The following is an 18,450-nucleotide window of genomic DNA, read 5'->3' on the forward strand; positions in this document are numbered from 1 at the left end:
CCGTTTATATTAAAAAGCTCTGAGTAATCAGAGCTTTTTATCTCGAAATAGTTTCCTATTCAATACAAATTTTAGTGGCCTTCAGGTGCAAGGTTGCCAACGGCATTAACTGAATGATGAGAAAGCCATCCCAAGTCATAGAACATATGCGTCATTGGCTCGGCTAGGAATATTATGCCTGCTAGGCCTACTAGGGTAAGAACCAGAGTATATGGTAATGCCATTAGTACCATTCGACCGTACGAAAGACGAATTAATGGCGCCAGTGCTGACGTCAACAAGAACAAGAATGCCGCTTGGCCGTTAGGTGTTGCAACTGACGGCAGGTTCGTACCTGTGTTGATTGCAACAGCAAGTAAGTCGAATTGGTCGCGCGAAATGATGCCTTGCATCATCGCTTCCTTCACTTCGTTGATATAAACCGTACCTACGAATACGTTATCAGATACCATGGATAACAAACCATTCGCAACATAGAACAAGGCTAATTGTGTGCCGTTATCTTCAATGTGAAGAACGGCATCAATGATGGGTTTAAATAGATGTTGGTCGATGATTACTGCAACAACAGAGAAGAACACAGCTAGTAGTGCAGTGAAAGGTAATGCTTCTTCAAACGCTTTACCCATGGAGTGTTCTTCAATGACGCCTGTAAATGCCGTTGCAAGGATGATGACAGAAAGACCAATCAGACCCACAGCCGCAAGGTGCAATGCTAGGCCTACAATTAACCAAACCGCGATAATACCTTGTACCCATAGTTTAGCAACGTCTTGATTTGTACGAGTTTTACGTTCTTCCGTATCAAAATCGATGAGGATTTGGCGAACGTTTGCTGGTAAGTCACTTCCGTAACCGAAAACTTTAAACTTCTCGACTAAGATACAGGTCAGGATGCCGCAGAAAAATACAGGGACAGTGACAGGTGACATTCGAATTAAGAATTCACCGAAGAACCATCCTGCTTGGTCAGCAATGATAAGGTTTTGAGGTTCACCAACCATAGTCATTACGCCACCAAGAGCAGTACCAACACCAGCGTGCATGAGTAAAGAGCGAAGGAAACCGCGGTAGTTTTCTAAGTCATCACGAGTCAGTTCTGAAATGTGTTCATCGTGAGTGTGATCATGCGATGAATTGAATGACTGTCCAGATGCCACTTTGTGGTAAATCGAGTAGAAACCTACGGCTACACTGATGATTACAGCGATGACTGTAAGCGCATCTAAGAACGCAGACAGGAAAGCGGCTGTAATACAAAAAGCAACGGAAAGAGCCACTTTAGAGCGGATGCCAAGCAATATTTTTGTGAAAATGAATAGCAGCAAGTTCTTCATGAAGTAGATACCTGCAACCATAAATACCAACAGGAGCAGTACTTCAATATTGGCCACTAGTTCATGCTTTACTTGAGCGGGACTGGTCATCCCGATAGCAATCGCCTCTATTGCTAATAAACCACCGGGCTGAAGTGGGTAACATTTTAATGCCATGGCTAAAGTGAATATAAATTCGATGACAAGAAGCCAGCCAGCAATAAACGGATTGATAAAGAAGAAAACGATCGGATTAATAATAAGAAAGGCAATTATGGCAACTTTGTACCAATCAGGTGCTTTTCCTAGGAAATTCTTGATAAAAGCGTTTCCAAGGGACATCGGCATGGTAATTACTCTCACTGTTATAATAAATTTAACAAGGATATGTGCCAGCTTTGACTTAAATCTTAATATGATTTTAATCAAAGACTTATCAACAGTGACTTAGAGAGGCAATAAAGAAAACTACCTATTTAGAACCTTGCCAAGTCACTCCCTGATCAAAACAAGCACTCTAGACTTCGACCGCAACTCTACCTGCATAACTTATTTAGTCAACAAGCTGCTGTGTGGCGCGGAAGTCAGTATTAATCATCATTTGGTGTGATATTGTCGCTTCATTTATAACCTGAAGCTAATTAAAAAATTCTTTTCAAGACTATATGAAGAATAAATGTGCGTAAATACAACCGAGCTCACGTAAATCACTCTATTTTAGTAAGTTTATTTTACAAATAGTCCAATAGTTAATGTGATTAAACTCTCTTTTTTAGTGTGGTTTTTGTGCATTAAAAGTTACGAATGGAAATATTTTGAAACACATTTTAAGCATTTATATGACAAGTCAGATTTAATCATCAGAGAATTCTATTTTGATTGGTTAGCTTTGTGACAAGTTTAGGGTTGCTTTGTTTCCGCTTGGTGATAACTAGTGGTATGATGAGTCCCAATCAAATCTAATAAATAGAAAACTGGATAAGTACTTAATGGTTATTAAGGCAAAAAGCCCAGCAGGTTTCGCAGAAAAATATATTATCGAAAGCATTTGGAACGGTCGTTTCCCACCTGGTTCCATTTTACCTGCAGAACGTGAACTCTCAGAACTTATAGGTGTTACTCGAACAACTTTGCGTGAAGTTCTTCAGCGTTTAGCACGTGATGGATGGTTAACTATTCAGCATGGTAAGCCAACGAAAGTAAACCAGTTCATGGAGACATCTGGTTTACATATTCTAGATACGTTAATGACGTTGGACGCAGACAATGCAACCAGCATCGTGGAAGACTTACTTGCTGCTCGTACGAATATCAGTCCAATCTTTATGCGTTATGCATTCAAGATCAACAAAGAGAACTCGGAACGTACTATTACGAATGTTATTGAATCGTGCGAAGCTCTTATGGCTGCAGAATCATGGGATGCATTTATGGCATCTTCACCATTCGCAGACAAGTTGCAGCAGCATGTGAAAGATGATGGTGAGAAAGACGAAGAGAAGCGTCAATCAGTGTTGATTGCTAAAACTTTTAACTACTACGACTATATGTTGTTCCAACGTTTAGCATTCCATTCTGGTAACCAAATCTACGGTTTGATCTTTAATGGCGTGAAAAAACTGTATGACCGTGTTGGTAGCTACTATTTCTCAAACCCAGAAGCTCGTGAACGTTCTCTTTCTTTCTATCGAGATTTGTTGACGATTTGCCGAACAGGTGATCGTGAGCAGTTACCGGGCGTGATTCGTCACTATGGTATAGATAGCGCACAAATCTGGAACAAGATGAAAGATACCTTGCCTTCGAATTTCACCGAAGACGATTGTTAAAAGAAAAGCCCGCATTTAGCGGGCTTTTTAATATCTATGTCTCGATAGTGTTGAACTAAATGTTCTCTCTACCACCGGCTTCTTTAAACCAAGCAGTAAGGTGAGACTTAAGGTCTTTTAACTCGTCTGGGCCAATGAGCGCAAGCCCAAGATCTTCTGCACGAGTGATGTCGTTGTGGCGAAGTGGGCGAAAGCTAACAAGCATAGCTCTTGCTTGTAAACCGCCTAGCAAGTCACGCAGAGATTCGAGCTTGTACAGAGTGTCATCACCGTCATCACGCATACCTTTAGTCTTACATTCAATGATATACAGTTTGTTGTTCACAACCGTAGCAATATCAAGTTCATTACGCACTTCTTTGTCGCCGAGTTGACGGTAGACTTGTACGTTTAATGAACGGTCCTGAATGGTTGGTAAATCGTCTTGAATCTGCTTAACGGTACTATGTACTAAGGTTTCTAGCCATTCACCGTTTGAAAAACGGCGTGCGTCTTCATTAGCGAAAGTCAGAATGCCATTTTCGTAGGTCGCAATTTCTGTTTCTACTAAGTCATTTAGCAACATGCTTAGTTCGCGATAACCTTGCTGCTTCTCCGATAACTCTACGTCTAAACGTTGTTCTTTGCGGCAAGTGGTCGCTAAGTAGTTAAGTGTTGCTAAACCTGGGCCTAATTCCAAGGCATTACTTGCCCAGCGCTCACCAAGGTTATATAGCTTTTCGTCTAACTGAGGTGGGATGTTCTGTTCACTAAACTCGCCACGTGCTCCAAATATAGTCAGGTAATCTGAGATGGTGATGTGGTCTTGAACTTGGGTATCTGTGTTGCCGTCAGGATAAAGCCAGCAGAGGCAATCACTGTTTGGTTCGACAACAAAAATAGGCCAGTGATAAGTGCGGAAGACTTCGTATACGCAAAGTAATCGGTGTCTGAGGCCACAGCTTGCGTTTAGCTTGATTGGCAAGTTACGTTGCTTAAGATCATCCGCTAGTTTGTTTATTGCTTTCTTTATCTCCGCTACGTTTGAACCTGCGGGAATTTCGAAAAACTCTGAGGTTATTTCGCGCTGACTAAGTACGGTGTGCAGGCGAACATACATTGCTTCTTGCGAACTATCCCCGATGAATACGATATGACGACTCGCGGTTCTGTTATCTAAAAGTGGGGTAACCAAGCGAACTGGGTCTTGGTCGATTATGCCAACATGAACGGCCATAGTTATTCCTCATGTTTGGCTTGCAAAAAGAGTTAAGTATGAAAGGTTTGCCGCAAGCCATAGCTATCATATAACGGTGCTATACGGAAAAAACAAGGGTGACCCTATAGAAAAGATCACCCTGAGGTTAGTTTTTACTAAATGATTACAATCTTGTATTTATATTGCACAGTTAAATCAGAGTTTGAATCTATGCACCAGTTCACTTTGCTGCGCAGCAAGCTGCGTTAGGTTAGTGCTGTTATCTGCAATCTCTGCCATTGCGCGATAGCTTTCATCCGATATCAGGTTGATGTCTTCAATGCTACGAGCGATGCTTGACGTTGTTTCATTTTGTTCTGCAGCTGCTTGAGAAATATGAGTACTCATTTGGCTGATTTCGATGATCAGAGCTTGAATCTCTTCCATTGCACTATTGGCATTCGAAGCTTGTTCAACCGATTGCTCCATATCCTTCATACAGCTTTCAATCACTTTACTTGCTGAAGTTGAGCTTGATTGCAAATTGCTAATCATGTTCTCAATTTCAGTGGTTGATTCTGTTGTACGTTGAGCAAGTACGCGCACTTCGTCTGCTACAACAGCAAAGCCTCGACCTTGATCACCCGCTCGAGCGGCTTCAATTGCTGCGTTCAATGCAAGGAGGTTGGTTTGCTCTGCAATGTTGCGAATTACATCCAGAATGCTGCCAATTTGGCTGCTCATTCTGCGTAGATCGTTGGTTGCTTCTACCGACTCAGTCAAACGTGCTTCAAGTTGATTAATTGTGGAGATGTTCTGGCTCATAATCACACGGCCAGACTCAGACGCAGTTTCAACCTGTTGAACCATTTGTAGTGAGTTTTGCGCACTATTTGCAACTTCTTCCACAGAATGAGCCATCTCTGTCATGGCTGTTGCTACACTTGCTGTCTGTTCACGTTGGCTATTGAGTTGTGACTGTGCACCTTGTGACGTCGTTTGGTTATTGTTCGCTGTTGACGTTAGAGCATCCGATGCTTGGTTCAACTTCTTCAGAATGTCATGCAAACTATCCGCTAGGGTATTGATATGACCACTAACACGACTAAATTCGTTATTGAAGCGAATGTCGATACGCTGAGTCATATCACCATCAGTTAGGCTCTCTAACGTCGTCAGAATACGTTTTAGTGGTTCACGTACACTCTGTGCTAGGTGATAACCAATCGCTACGGCAATCACTAGAACGGCGATACCAATGCCTACTGCTTTGTAAAGGCCTTGCTGATAAACGTCACCAGCTTCCGCTAATGAGCCATTTAAGTCATTAGTCGCCGTTTCGTTGAACGAATCCAATATGGTCATTGCGTTATCAATTTCAGCCGCTAGGTTGCCGATGTTTTCGTACAAAGCAGCGCGAGCTTTCAGATACTCGTTGTGTTGATCCAGCACGCCGCCTTTCTGACCGATGTCTTGAGTAAACTGTTGAACTTTTTCATCAAAAGTACTCTTAATTTCTGGAAGCTGAGTAATCAAACCACGATAGGCGTAATTAAGATGAGTTACGGCTTTCTTATTCAGTGCGACGGCTTTTTCTACAAATTCTACATCCGAACTTGCTAACGCATCTGAAGTAATCACTTCAGCATCACGAAGCTTCATAAAGTAGCTTTTTGCCATTACTTTCACAGAAATGTTGTTTTGACCATCAACCGCTTCTTTCATGCCTGAGCTGAGTTCTGCTTGTAAGCGTTGGAATTCACGAGTTGATTTCTGCACTTTAGCTTGAGCGTCAAACATCGCTTGGTAGTTACTCATCGCATTGTCAGCTTCGCTAAAATAACGGTCTTCTAATTGCTTAAGAGAATCCACGCGTTCAATAAGTTCAGGATGGGAAGCACTTGCTTCTTGTAACTGATTTAATGTTTCGCTGAATTTGTTCTTGGCAGAAGCAAATGAATTACGCATTTCGTTCATTCGCTCTAGATTCTGAGTGGTCAGAAAGTCTTTAAATGACTTGTCAGCAGACAAGAGTTGAACGCTAGTTTTGTTAGATAAAGAAACAAGCGGCAGAGCTGTTTTCGATACACTTTCAAAGTTTGAATGAATTTGGTTCATTCCACTCATCATGATGGCAACTGTCACTGCGAACATGATGATAATTAATGCAAAACCAGCATACATCCGTCTAATTACGGAACCTTGCATACCTCTACCCCCAATAAACACATTCTCAAAAAATAAAAATAAGTAATAAAAATTGCTCTTCGGCAAAATGTCTCAACGACGAAACAAGCAAACGCTATTTTATAAATCATCAATAGTTCGTTTTTAGAGCAAAGTTACAAAATTGTGATTTTGTGGGTACGGAAATTGAATTCTGTTAACTGGATAATGTTTTGTATTGAGGTTTGAAGCACCTTGACGCATACTCAAATGCACAATTATTTATAAAAAATGCCTACTACGGAGCACTTTATGGCTGAGGAAACCATTTTCAGTAAAATTATTCGCAAAGAGATCTCAGCAGATATCCTTTATCAGGACGATTTAGTAACAGCATTTCGCGATATCAATCCTCGCGCTCCAAGCCACATTCTGATCATTCCAAACAAGTTGATTCCAACAGTAAATGACGTGGAAGAGAGTGATGAACTTGCTCTTGGCCGCATGTTTACCGTGGCTAAAAAATTGGCTAAGGAAGAAGGGATTGCAGAAGATGGATACCGTCTACTTGTGAACTGTAACTCTCACGGTGGACAAGAGGTTTACCATATCCACATGCACCTTGTCGGTGGTCGTCCATTAGGCCCACTATTGATGAGCTAAGTATGAATAATGCCCTGTGTTACAACGGGGCATTATTGTTTCCATCCTAATTTTTTGCGGAGTGTGTGGTGAAGGCTAATAAGCGACACATTACGGTTTCCATAGCTTGTTTACTGCTAAGTGCGTGCGCCAACATGACGGCTGGCAACTTGTTCAGTCATTACAGTGCGCAGAATCAAGACCTGTATCAAACAGTCAAACAGGGTCAATACTCAGAAGCAACCGATCTATTTGAAGATTATGTAGCTGGCGACATTCTTGATAATTTGGAAAAAGGCCGAGTCTACTTTTTGAATGAGCAGTATGCCGAGAGTAAAACGACATTAGAACTGTCTGATTCAGCCATTAAAGAGCAGCAAAGCAAGGCGGTCATCTCGGTATCTGACACCGCGACAAGCGTTGGTTCACTGGCCGTTAACGATAACTTGAATAATTACCAACCGGCAGATTATGAGTTGGGATTTTTGCACCTTTATTTAGGTCTGAACTATGTTCATGCCAATGATCTTGATGGTGCGCTCGTGGAAATGCGTCGCGCGAATCAGGTTCAGGAGCAAGCCCGCGCAAGTCGTGAAGCCGAGCTAGAAAGCGCGCAGAGTCAACTTCGTGAAAATGGCGTTAGTGCTAATCTCGGAAGTGTGCTTTCCAAATACCCAGACGCAGGCAAAACTTTGCAGGCGGTGCAGAATGGTTATCTGCTTTATCTATCAGCCCTGCTTTATGAAGCTTCCAACGATCTTAATAGTGCTTATGTAGATTACCGTCGTGCATTAGCTGTAGCGCCCGAAAATCAAGCTGTTATTGATGGAACTTTACGAGTAGCCAAACGTCTTGCAATGAAAGAAGACTTGGTATTGTTGGAAAAACAATACGGTTCGGCACAATCTCTGCAAGCGGGTGAAGGTAGAGTTATCATTTTAGATGAGCAAGGTGTGGTTAAAGCTATGGAGAGCTGGCGCTTATCTTTACCTCTCTATGACAGCAGAGGCAACAGTGCACTGTATTCTTTAGCTTTGCCGTACTATAACAACAACGTAGTGCAACAGAAGTTTCATTTGCAGTTAAATGGTAAGGAGATAACTTCTACACCGTTAACTAACGTTGATTTAATGGCACAACGGAATCTGTCTGAAAAAATGCCAGCAATCGCTATTCGACAAGCTTTACGTGTAGTAGCAAAAGACCAACTACGTAAAGAAACGACTAATAGCAATGATGTTGGAAACTTGGTTCTGAATGTTTGGAATACCCTAACAGAGCAACCAGATACGCGCAGCTGGATTACATTGCCGGCAACGGTTCATGGTACGAGCGAAATCGTTCAGTCAGGTGAGCAAACATTGAATGCAGCTGGGAAGTCATACAGCTTCAATGTACCGGATCAAGGAACCACCCTTGTTTGGGTTTCCCAACAAGGGTCAAATGCAACCATGTGGCATAAGCAACTAGGGAAATTGTGATGAAAAAATGGCTGATAGCTTTACTGTCGACATTAGCGATAGTGGGCTGTAGTAAAAATACCGCAGGGTTAAGTGTTGAAGGTGAGTCGCAGAGAGTGTTATTTGCCGACAACGTATTAGGAAGTCGCTTGGTTATTGACGACATTTCTACCGTAGATGTAGACGGGCATGCACGAGGCGTGGTTCGCTTAGTTAGCAATTACAATGGTGACCAAAACATACAGTACCGATTCTATTGGTATGATGATAACGGTTTGGAAGTAAATACCCGTCTTGCTCCTTGGAAGCAAGCGGTGATACGCGGCATGGAAAGTATCTCTATCTCGGAAGTGTCGGTGAATCCAAATGGAAAACAATTTCGTGTTCAGATCCGTGAATCTGACGACTAGGCAATTTTAGAGGAAGACAAATGAACAAGAGTGTTATTGCGTTGCTTGGATTAGCGGTGGTTCTTGGTGGATGTTCAAACAAAGTCAGTTACGGTGATGCGCAAGCAGTAGAAACAGTGACGGTTGATTTTGGTTCGACAGACCTACAAAAAATCGCAGGTGAAATGGTAGATAGCATGATGATGTCAGGCTCAGTTGCTGCGATTACTCGTGATGCTAGACCAATCGTTTTTGTCGAACGAATCAAGAATAAAACCAGTGAGCATATTGATACTGAATCAATCACTGACACAATCAGTACTAAGATGTTGAACTCAGGTAAGTTCCGCTTCGTCGATATGGACCGTGTAGAATCTGTTCGTGAGCAGCTGAACTTCCAAAATAATGACGAGCTTGTGAACCAAAGTACTGCAATCCAATTCGGCAAAATGGTTGGAGCTCAATATATGTTGTACGGAAACCTAGCCAGCATTGTGAAGAATGCCGGAAGTGACAAAGACGTTTACTACAAAATGACCATGCGTTTAATGGATTTGCAAACTGGCCTAATCGAATGGGCTGATGAAACTGAAATTCGTAAGCAAGAGTCTAAAAGTTTACTTGGTCTTTAATCCGATTTAGTGCGGAAAGCGAAAGAGGTGAGCGATGGCGAGAATGTCTTGGCATGAAGCGTGTCAGTTGGACCCAACGTTACAGTCTGTTGCTCACTTTTTTTCATTTCCGCCTGAATACGCACAAACGCTTACTGGTGGTTTAACGAACCGCTGTTGGAAAGTGGTGTGCCAAAAGGGTAAAGCCTATGTTTGGCGACCGAATACTCCTATCACCAAAGCATTCTCTATCTCTCGTTTTCAGGAATATCAGATTCTCAAAGCCATTGAATCGACCCATATCGGCCCTGAGGCGATATTCATTAGCGACCAAGGCTTGTTGGTTGAATGGGTTGAAGGGCAATCATTACACGATGGCGTTAACTTTGACTCACTGCTAAAAATTCAGGCAAGAATACACACAATCGACACCACTAAAATTCCAGTTGTGCCATTCTCATTTTCCGCGCGTATGGATCATTATTGGTTTCAAATCAAAGAGCATTTGAAAACTCCAGAGTTTGAAAAGTTGTATCGCGAATGGCGTAATCCGCCTAGCCTGACCAATGTTGGATATTCACTGTGTCATTTTGATCTTGCGGGCTACAACATGGTCAAAACGGATGATGGTCTTAAAGTGATTGATTGGGAATATGCTTCAATTGCAGACCCAAGAATGGACTTAGCTTTAAGTATCGATGTGGCAGGAGAGAATCCAGTCGAAGCTATTGCACGTTATTGCCAGTTGCGAGAAATAGAAGACATAGATACTTGGATTGAAGGTGCAAAAGCATGGCTACCTCGAACCACTGTCATGTCAATGCTGTGGTACTTACTTGCTTTTCAATTGTGGGGGGACGAGTACTATTATCATCAGGCCCTTCAAATAAAAGAAACATTTTGTAGTTAGGATCACTGTTTCTCATTTATGTATCGTTAGTTTACGTACGATTTACTTTAAAACCTTATTGTTCGTGGTAGATTAAAACCTCAAGGAGCGGGGGAGTATTATGATTATTTATTTACACGGTTTCGACTCAACCAGTCCAGGGAACCACGAAAAAGTTCTACAATTGCAATTCATCGATGATGATGTGCGCTTTGTCAGCTACAGTACCTTACATCCAAAGCACGATATGCAGCATCTTCTGAAAGAAGTTCACAAAGCGATTGAGCATTCTAAAGATCCAAATCCAATCATTTGTGGCGTAGGTTTGGGTGGCTATTGGTCAGAGCGTATTGGTTTTCTATGCGGTATTAAACAAGTGATTCTTAATCCGAATCTAAACCCAGAAAACAATATGAGCGGTAAAATCGATCGCCCAGAAGAATACGACGACATTGCCACTAAGTGTGTTGAGCAGTATCGCATGAAAAACAAGGGGCGCTGCTTAGTCATACTTTCTCGTAATGATGAGATGCTTGATAACCAGCAAACAGCCCAAGCATTAGAAGACTACTATGACATCATTTGGGATGATACACAGTCTCATAAGTTCAAGAAAATCTCTCAGCATCTTCAAGCGATAAAAGCTTTTAAAACCGCTTGATATTATTAGTTTTAATCTAGAAAACGGCCGATTTTGAGGCCGTTTTTTATTGTGCAACGTATGGTTTATTTCCCTACAATTTGAATGAATATAAGGTTGCACAGAGGATTTAGCTCTATATAATGTGAGCCTCGAAATAAATTTGATGTATGTCAAAAAAACGACCAAGAGCAAGACACAAAACTTGCCTAAAATTTAGAAGTCAGTCCAGTTTAGTCCCGAACAAGTAGCATTAAAAATAGCCTCGGAAGCACAGAGCTTAGTACAAATTTAAGAATTTCTTCAGTGTGAACCTGTCATGCTGATCTTTGATTTTTCATTATTTTTGAGGAATGTTGTTGTGACACGCATTATTGTAGTCGGTGGTGGCGCCGGTGGTCTTGAGCTTGCTACTAAGCTTGGACGCACCTTGGGCCGTAAGAACCGAGCAGATATTACTCTGGTAGACCGCAAATCAAGCCACCTATGGAAGCCTCTTTTACATGAAGTTGCTACTGGTTCGTTGGATGAAGGTGTTGATGCGCTGAGCTATCGTGCGCACGCTAAAAACCACAGCTTTGATTTCCAATTAGGCAGTCTAGAGTCGATAGACCGTGAAGGTAAAAAAATCGTATTAAGCGAGTTGTTTGACGATCACGGTGAACTGTTGATGCCTAAACGCGAACTGGCATATGACATTCTGGTTATGGCAATTGGTTCTACATCAAACGATTTCAATACTCCGGGTGTTCGCGAAAACTGTATTTTCCTAGATAGCCCAGAACAAGCTCATCGTTTCCGTACAGAAATGAATAATGAGTTTTTGAAGCTGCATGCGAAAAATGGTCAAGGCACTGTAGATATCGCAATTGTTGGTGCTGGTGCGACGGGTGTTGAACTGTCAGCTGAGCTTCACAATGCTGTGAAAGAACTTCGTACATATGGCTTCGGCGATCTAGATTCAAGCAAGCTGAACGTAAACCTGATTGAAGCGGGTGAACGTATTCTTCCTGCTTTGCCTCCTCGTATCTCTTCTGCTGCATACAGTGAGCTAACTAAGCTTGGTGTAAACGTACGTACGGCTACTATGGTTACACAAGCTGATAAAGACGGCTTAACCACGAAAGATGGCGAGAAGATCACTGCACAGATCATGGTATGGGCTGCGGGTATTAAAGCGCCTGATTTCATGAAAGATATCGCAGGTCTTGAGACTAACCGCATCAACCAGCTGGTGGTAAAAGATACTCTGCAAACGACTCGTGACGATAGTATCTTTGCTATCGGTGACCTTGCTCAATGTACACAGCCTGATGGTTCATTTGTGCCACCACGTGCTCAAGCAGCTCACCAGATGTCTTCACAAGCGTTTAGAAATATCGTTGCTATGCTTAATGGTCGTGAACTAAAACCTTATGTTTACAAGGATCATGGTTCACTTGTATCTCTAAGCCGTTTCTCTACCGTAGGTAGCTTGATGGGGAACCTAACAAAAGGTTCGATGATGGTTGAGGGGCGCATTGCACGCGTTGTGTATATTTCGCTATACCGTATGCACCAGATGGCTCTTCATGGCATCTTCAAGACAGGTTTGATGATGTTGGTTGGTCGTATCAACCGAGTATTACGTCCTAATTTGAAACTGCACTAATCAGTTCTGATTGACGATTAAAATCCCACTTCCAAGAGTGGGATTTTTTATGTCTGTACGCTGCATTCAAATAGCAACGAAGCTGAGTAATTAGCATTGTTCTATTCTGGGATAAGTGAGAAAACGATGCCGTCTTTTGGCTGGTCGTTAAACAGGAAGCGGTTGCGGGCAACATTCTCTTTTACTGCGCCACAAGCAAGAGCCAGTTTTTGGCTGGGCAAATTCTCTGTATCACAAACAATTTCTATTCTGGTTAGTTTTAGCTGACTAAAGCAAAACTCTATCAGGGCATCGACAGCCTCTTTCCCGAAGCCTTTATGTTGGAAGTCATCTGCTATCCAATAGCCCAAACTTGCCATGTTGAATACACGATAAAACTCGTTAATGGCGACCATGCCTACAAATTTCTGCTGTTTGTCAAAGACCCCGAAACCGTAAGCATCGGCTTTCACCCAATTCAATCGGTTCGCTAAGATGAACTGTTCGGCATCTTTTTTAGAAAACCCGTCATGACACCAATCTACCCATTGATGAAGGGAAGGAGAGTGACTAATGCAATCTGAAAGTACTTGCGCTTCTTCAAGCTTAAGTAATCGTAGCTGCAATCGTTGAGTCACTATTTGAAAATCTGGCAACATGGTTACATATCAACCCTTGTTATTGGCCGTTACACATACAAAAAAGCGCCCACAGGGCGCTTTAGGTTTTACTATTCTTCTACTTTTCGAACTTGGATAATCATGCCCATTAACGGGTGATCCAAATAGTGTGTTTCACTACTTCTCATACGTCGTTTCTGGTCGATACGGTAGCTTTTCAAAAATGATTCTACTTTTCGTGTAGGAGAAACTGGCGCTAAGTTACCCGCCTGAACTGTACCGTCAGCCTGCATATCTGTTGAGGTCAGCTCTAGGGGCTCATCTTGCATTAGAACTTCACGTACGCTTGGTTCTTTCAAATCCATCATTACTTCAGCGTATAGATAATGCTGAACATAGATTTGCAAAGTACCGTCTAGCTCGTAGAACGGTTTAGCGAAACTTTGTTCTGTTACCCCATCTATGGATGTTTGAGTCGAAGAACTTCCAATCGCGCTACCATCAGGGCGATATTGACGAGAGTAGTCTTTACCTGCCTGAATATGGAATACAGGAGCCGCGCTTCGGCCTTCGTCTCCCTGACGCCATGCTGTGTGCAGCAATACGTCAAAACCAGCGTGCTTTTTCAGTTCTTGGACTTGGTTAGTCAGTTGATAATCTGAATAAGCGAGCATCTTAACGCCTTTGGTTTGGCGGTAAGTCGCATCAGAAAAAGTACCAGCCTTTGCCATGTTAATTTCAGGCAGATTATCTGGCCAAGATTCGCTGATTTTTTCTGCATCAACTGCTCTTTTGAAGATAATCACTTCAATATCAAATTGTCTCTGAGCCAAACTCGGCATAGAAACAAGTAAAAGCAGTAATGGGATCAGTTTCTTCATTATGACTCCGTCATTCGGTGCAGGGCACCTTACATCATTTTTATGGCTTAATCTTTGTTTACTGAGAAAGCCTTTACGCTGTTGGAAGTAGATTTTGCTGGAATTCACCCAACATGTCTGCAACAAACTGAATTCGTTCTCTTCTGTCGACTAATGGTACCGCATACTTGAATTTGGTTGGACCATCCATCGCAAATTTTTTCGGTTGAGACTGCAACAGTTTAACCAAAAACATAGGGTTAATGTCAGCATTTGGATAGAACTCAATGTAGCCACCTTTTTCGTGGGCTTCAATCTTACGGATCTTAAGTTCGGCGGCATCAAGTTTCAGCTGCGCAAGCGCCAGCAGGTTCAGCGCTGCGTCCGGCAGTTTTCCGAAACGGTCAATCAGTTCTACTTTGAGCTCTGCGAGCTCGTTCTCATCATGTACGCTGGCAATTTGTTTGTACATTGACAGGCGAGTATTGATATCAGGGATGTAATCTTCAGGAAGTAGAGCGGGTAAACGCATTTCCACTTCGGTCTGCTCACGTAACAAGTCATCTAATGATGGCTCTTTACCTGATTTCAAAGCTTCTACCGCTTGCTCCAACATCTCCATGTAAAGAGTGAAACCGATAGATTGAATTTGACCACTCTGTTCATCACCTAATAGCTCGCCAGCCCCTCGAATTTCTAAGTCGTGGGTTGCCAATGTAAACCCAGCCCCAAGATCTTCTAATGACGCAATTGCTTCAAGACGTTTAACGGCATCTTTGGTAATCGCTTTAGGTGGAGGTGTAAGTAAATAGGCGTAAGCTTGGTGGTGAGAACGACCCACGCGACCACGCAACTGGTGTAACTGTGCCAAACCTAATGAATCCGCGCGGTTCATGATAATAGTGTTCGCCGTTGGAACATCGATACCCGTTTCAATAATAGTTGTACACACTAACAGGTTGAATCGCTGGTGATAGAAATCATTCATCACACGTTCCAGCTCACGTTCTCGCATTTGTCCATGTGCAGTCGTAATACGAGCTTCAGGGATGAGTTTCGCCAAGTCTTCAGCCACTTTCTCTATGGTTTCGACCTGATTGTGCAAGAAGTAAACCTGACCGCCACGCATAATTTCACGCAGCACTGCTTCACGAATCACACTGTCTTCACTTTGACGTACAAAGGTTTTAATCGCCAAACGTCTTGCTGGTGGAGTGGCAATGATCGACAGATCGCGCATCCCACTCATAGCCATATTCAAGGTACGAGGAATTGGCGTTGCAGTTAGCGTAAGTATGTCGACGTCGGTACGCATCGCTTTCACTTTTTCTTTCTGACGTACGCCGAAGCGGTGTTCTTCATCGACGATGAGTAATCCTAAATCAGCGAACTGGATATCGTTAGAAAGTAGCTTATGAGTACCAACGAGAATGTCGACTTTACCATCAGCGACATCTTGTAGAATCTGTTTCTGCTCTTTTGCGGATTTGAATCGCGACAACACTTCGACACGTATTGGCAGATTGGCAAATCGGTCTCGGAAGTTTTCAAAATGTTGCTGTGCTAGAAGTGTGGTTGGAACGAGAACCGCAACTTGTTTATCGTTGTCAGTACACAAGAATGCCGCGCGCATGGCCACTTCGGTTTTACCAAAGCCCACGTCACCACACACCAGTCTATCCATCGCTTTCGCTTGGCACATGTCAGACAATACGGCGTTAATAGCCATTGCCTGATCGTCAGTTTCTTCAAACGGGAAACCTGCTTTGAATGTCGCGTACTGATCTCGGTCGAGAGTGAATTTAAAACCCGGTTTAAGTTCACGCTTGGCGTAGACGTCTAATAACTCTGCTGCCACATCACGAACTTTTTCCGCGGCTTTAGTGCGAGCTTTAGTCCATGATTCGCTACCGAGTTTATGTAAAGGTGCACTTTCTTCTGCGCCACCTGAATAGCGGCTAATTAGATTCAATGAAGATACTGGCACATAGAGCTTGGCATCATTCAAATACTCTAGAGTGACGAACTCGGTGGTTAAGCCTCCAGCTTCTAACGTTTGCAGCCCAACATAGCGACCGATGCCGTGATCAATATGGACAACCGGTTGACCTGGTTTGAGTTCGGCAAGGTTACGAATAACTGCATCACTATTGGTCGCTTTACGTTCTTTTCGGCGTCTTTGAATAACGCGGTCGCCGAGTAGATCGCTTTCGCAAATAAGCGCTAATTTATCCGTTCCAAAAATGAAGCCGTGTTCTGAGGAACCCAATATCAGTGAAAACTTATCGCTACTTTCCAAAGCTTGGTCAAACGAGCTTTTACTGTGTGGACGTAGCTTAATCTGTTGCAACAGCTCAAGCAGTGCTTCTCGACGCCCTTCCGACTCTACAGAAAAGACAACTTTGCCTTTAAATTGCTCGCTAAACTGACGAAGTGCTGCCATCGGTTCTTTATTTTGATGCTGAACGGCGAGCGGAGGTAGAGGGCTGATATCTAGGTTGCTGCGACCCGCTTTTTCGGCCACAGGGTCGACACTCATTAGGGTATGAGGCAACTCTTTGAACTGAGTAAACAGTTCATCTTTTTTAAGCCACAACTCTTCTGGCGGTAGCAGTGGACGAAGTGGATCGATTTTGCGCTGATCATAGCGGTAGTCGACGTCAGTTAAAAACTGGTCAATCGATTTCTCTAACTCACCGACGGAAATCAGTTGGCTGTTCGCGGGCAAATAATCGAATAGAGTTTCTGTCTGTTCAAAAAATAGCGGTTGCCAGTATTCGATACCGGCTGGCCATGTGCCTTTAGACACTTGCATGTAAACGGATTCAGGTTCACGACGGGCTTCAAAGCGCTGACGCCAACGAATACGAAAATCTTCTATTGCACTTTCGGTCGTTGGGAACTCGTGTGCTGGTAACAGGCAGATATCCTGAATCTCTTCAATTGAACGCTGATTTTCTGGATCGAAAGTGCGGATGGTATCAATTTCATCATCAAAGAAATCAATGCGATATGGATCCGAACTGCCCATTGGAAACAGGTCAAGAATAGAACCACGACTGGCGTATTCACCAGGGCCGAACACTTGGTCAACATGGCGGTAACCCGATTTCTCCAGTTGGATTCTTAGCTTTTCTAGGGAGAATAGATCGCCGCGTTTGACCATCAAGGTGTGCTGCAGCAAGAAATCTCTGGGTGTTTGGCGCTGTAATAGCGTACTCACGGGTACGATAGTGATGCCTGCTGTTAACGTCGGCAGGTTATACAGACGTGAGATACGGTCAGAAATGATTTCCTGATGAGGAGAAAAATTATCGTACGGTAAGGTTTCCCAATCGGGGAAAATAGCTACTTCGCTATGACTGAATTGCTCAATTTCATGCAGCAACTTAAGTGCAGTCTGCGGATCGGGTACTGCAAGCAGTGTATGTCCTGAATGACCATTTGCTATTTCAGCAATGGCTAACGCCAAACTTGCGCCCGTTAGGTTGCCTATGTGCTTTTTGTCTCCGGCACTTGAAGCCGAATTCAAAGAGAGTAGTGTTTTTTTAGTCATGGAAACGCTTATGTTTTATCTCTATCCAAAGAGCGCTGACGCAATAGTTTTTGCTGCTGATAGAGAGCAGCTTTGATCAGCAAGTCTTGGTCAGTGTCACGCAGCAAATCGTATTTTACCGTGACCACTTTTTCAACATCCTGCTCTTCAACACTGTGAACGGTGGCATAGCAATAAATTGCTGCAGCAGGATGTTCTATAAATAGTTTGATACGCAGCTTAGTGCCGATACTTGGGGCACTGACGGTTACGTAAGACAATTGGCTTGCACCAAAAGCGGTGGTTTGCTGGCGTTGAGTTGGGTCATCTTGTTGAGACAACATGAATGTTAATAACAGATTCAGTTTAGAATTTTGTGTGTCCAATAACTGCACAACATGTTTAAAGTCGCTGTTTTTAAGTTCCAGCTTTGCGGCATCGTTGAGTTGATCCAGTTGGCTAAACTCACTGGCAACAATAAATGGCGCCGGAATCTCAGTAACGAACTGCTCATAAGAAGGAAAAGTGAAATCGTCCGACAATGGCTCGACGTTAATAGTGAGTGAATGATGTACAGTGAAAAATTCTTGATCTGTCATATAAGTTCCTTCTTTTCTTTGTTGATTATCGCCATACCGTCCAAGTAATCAAGTTATGCCTGTTGTTCAAAGGCAAATAATTGTTTT

The 18,450-nt window shown here is 42.9% G+C and carries 15 protein-coding genes; 8 read left to right on the plus strand and 7 right to left on the minus strand.

Annotated elements, in window-relative coordinates; all coding sequences use genetic code 11:
* Nucleotides 1-71: 71 nt before the first annotated feature.
* The gene (gene nhaB / locus ACOSVQ_RS01740) at nt 72-1,664 is read right to left on the minus strand and encodes a Na(+)/H(+) antiporter NhaB (protein WP_491980874.1); all 1,593 of its coding nucleotides are present in this window, start codon (nt 1,662-1,664) and stop codon (nt 72-74) included.
* Nucleotides 1,665-2,305: 641 nt separating this feature from the next.
* Here nhaB and fadR point away from each other — a divergent pair.
* Nucleotides 2,306-3,145: a fatty acid metabolism transcriptional regulator FadR gene (fadR, locus tag ACOSVQ_RS01745; RefSeq protein ID WP_491980875.1), complete on the plus strand. Its 840-nt coding sequence runs from the start codon at nt 2,306-2,308 to the stop codon at nt 3,143-3,145.
* Nucleotides 3,146-3,200: 55 nt separating this feature from the next.
* On the opposite strand, the gene ACOSVQ_RS01750 is transcribed toward fadR, so the two are convergent.
* Both ACOSVQ_RS01750 and ACOSVQ_RS01755 read right to left on the minus strand, forming a co-directional pair.
* Nucleotides 3,201-4,361: a DUF1887 family protein gene (locus ACOSVQ_RS01750; protein ID WP_491980876.1), complete on the minus strand. Its 1,161-nt coding sequence runs from the start codon at nt 4,359-4,361 to the stop codon at nt 3,201-3,203.
* Nucleotides 4,362-4,538: 177 nt separating this feature from the next.
* Nucleotides 4,539-6,530, minus strand: a complete 1,992-nt coding sequence (locus ACOSVQ_RS01755; RefSeq protein WP_491980877.1) for a methyl-accepting chemotaxis protein — start codon at nt 6,528-6,530, stop codon at nt 4,539-4,541.
* Between the two features lie 270 nt (nt 6,531-6,800).
* Here ACOSVQ_RS01755 and hinT point away from each other — a divergent pair, with 270 nt between their 5' ends.
* The 7 genes from hinT (at nt 6,801) to ACOSVQ_RS01790 (ending at nt 12,770) form a co-directional block, all read left to right on the plus strand.
* Nucleotides 6,801-7,151, plus strand: coding sequence for a purine nucleoside phosphoramidase (gene hinT, locus ACOSVQ_RS01760; protein WP_042486751.1), 351 nt, complete (start codon nt 6,801-6,803; stop codon nt 7,149-7,151).
* A gap of 65 nt (nt 7,152-7,216) precedes the next feature.
* Nucleotides 7,217-8,611, plus strand: coding sequence for a COG3014 family protein (locus ACOSVQ_RS01765; RefSeq protein ID WP_491980878.1), 1,395 nt, complete (start codon nt 7,217-7,219; stop codon nt 8,609-8,611).
* Nucleotides 8,611-9,000: a YcfL family putative periplasmic lipoprotein gene (locus ACOSVQ_RS01770; protein ID WP_491980879.1), complete on the plus strand. Its 390-nt coding sequence runs from the start codon at nt 8,611-8,613 to the stop codon at nt 8,998-9,000. The genes ACOSVQ_RS01765 and ACOSVQ_RS01770 overlap by 1 nt, the downstream gene beginning before the upstream one ends.
* 20 nt (nt 9,001-9,020) lie before the next feature.
* On the plus strand, nt 9,021-9,611 hold the full coding sequence (gene lpoB / locus ACOSVQ_RS01775) for a penicillin-binding protein activator LpoB (protein ID WP_491980880.1): 591 nt from the start codon (nt 9,021-9,023) through the stop codon (nt 9,609-9,611).
* A gap of 34 nt (nt 9,612-9,645) precedes the next feature.
* On the plus strand, nt 9,646-10,500 hold the full coding sequence (locus tag ACOSVQ_RS01780) for a phosphotransferase (RefSeq protein ID WP_491980881.1): 855 nt from the start codon (nt 9,646-9,648) through the stop codon (nt 10,498-10,500).
* A gap of 100 nt (nt 10,501-10,600) precedes the next feature.
* The gene (ycfP, locus tag ACOSVQ_RS01785; protein WP_491980882.1) at nt 10,601-11,140 is read left to right on the plus strand and encodes an alpha/beta hydrolase YcfP; all 540 of its coding nucleotides are present in this window, start codon (nt 10,601-10,603) and stop codon (nt 11,138-11,140) included.
* A 340-nt stretch (nt 11,141-11,480) separates the two neighbouring features.
* On the plus strand, nt 11,481-12,770 hold the full coding sequence (locus ACOSVQ_RS01790; RefSeq protein ID WP_491980883.1) for an NAD(P)/FAD-dependent oxidoreductase: 1,290 nt from the start codon (nt 11,481-11,483) through the stop codon (nt 12,768-12,770).
* Between the two features lie 101 nt (nt 12,771-12,871).
* Here ACOSVQ_RS01790 and ACOSVQ_RS01795 read toward each other — a convergent pair whose 3' ends face one another.
* From ACOSVQ_RS01795 to ACOSVQ_RS01810, 4 genes are all read right to left on the minus strand, one after another.
* Nucleotides 12,872-13,408, minus strand: a complete 537-nt coding sequence (locus ACOSVQ_RS01795; protein WP_491980884.1) for a GNAT family N-acetyltransferase — start codon at nt 13,406-13,408, stop codon at nt 12,872-12,874.
* Between the two features lie 71 nt (nt 13,409-13,479).
* Nucleotides 13,480-14,250, minus strand: a complete 771-nt coding sequence (locus ACOSVQ_RS01800; RefSeq protein ID WP_491980885.1) for a peptidoglycan binding protein CsiV — start codon at nt 14,248-14,250, stop codon at nt 13,480-13,482.
* Between the two features lie 73 nt (nt 14,251-14,323).
* Entirely contained in the window at nt 14,324-17,785 is a 3,462-nt protein-coding gene (gene mfd / locus ACOSVQ_RS01805; protein WP_491980886.1) for a transcription-repair coupling factor, read from the minus strand.
* A gap of 8 nt (nt 17,786-17,793) precedes the next feature.
* Nucleotides 17,794-18,363 carry a PilZ domain-containing protein gene (locus ACOSVQ_RS01810; RefSeq protein WP_491980887.1) on the minus strand — a complete coding sequence of 190 codons (570 nt, stop codon included), beginning with the start codon at nt 18,361-18,363 and terminating at the stop codon, nt 17,794-17,796.
* Nucleotides 18,364-18,450: the final 87 nt, after the last annotated feature.

This window comes from Vibrio sp. HM8-C (assembly GCF_058630515.1).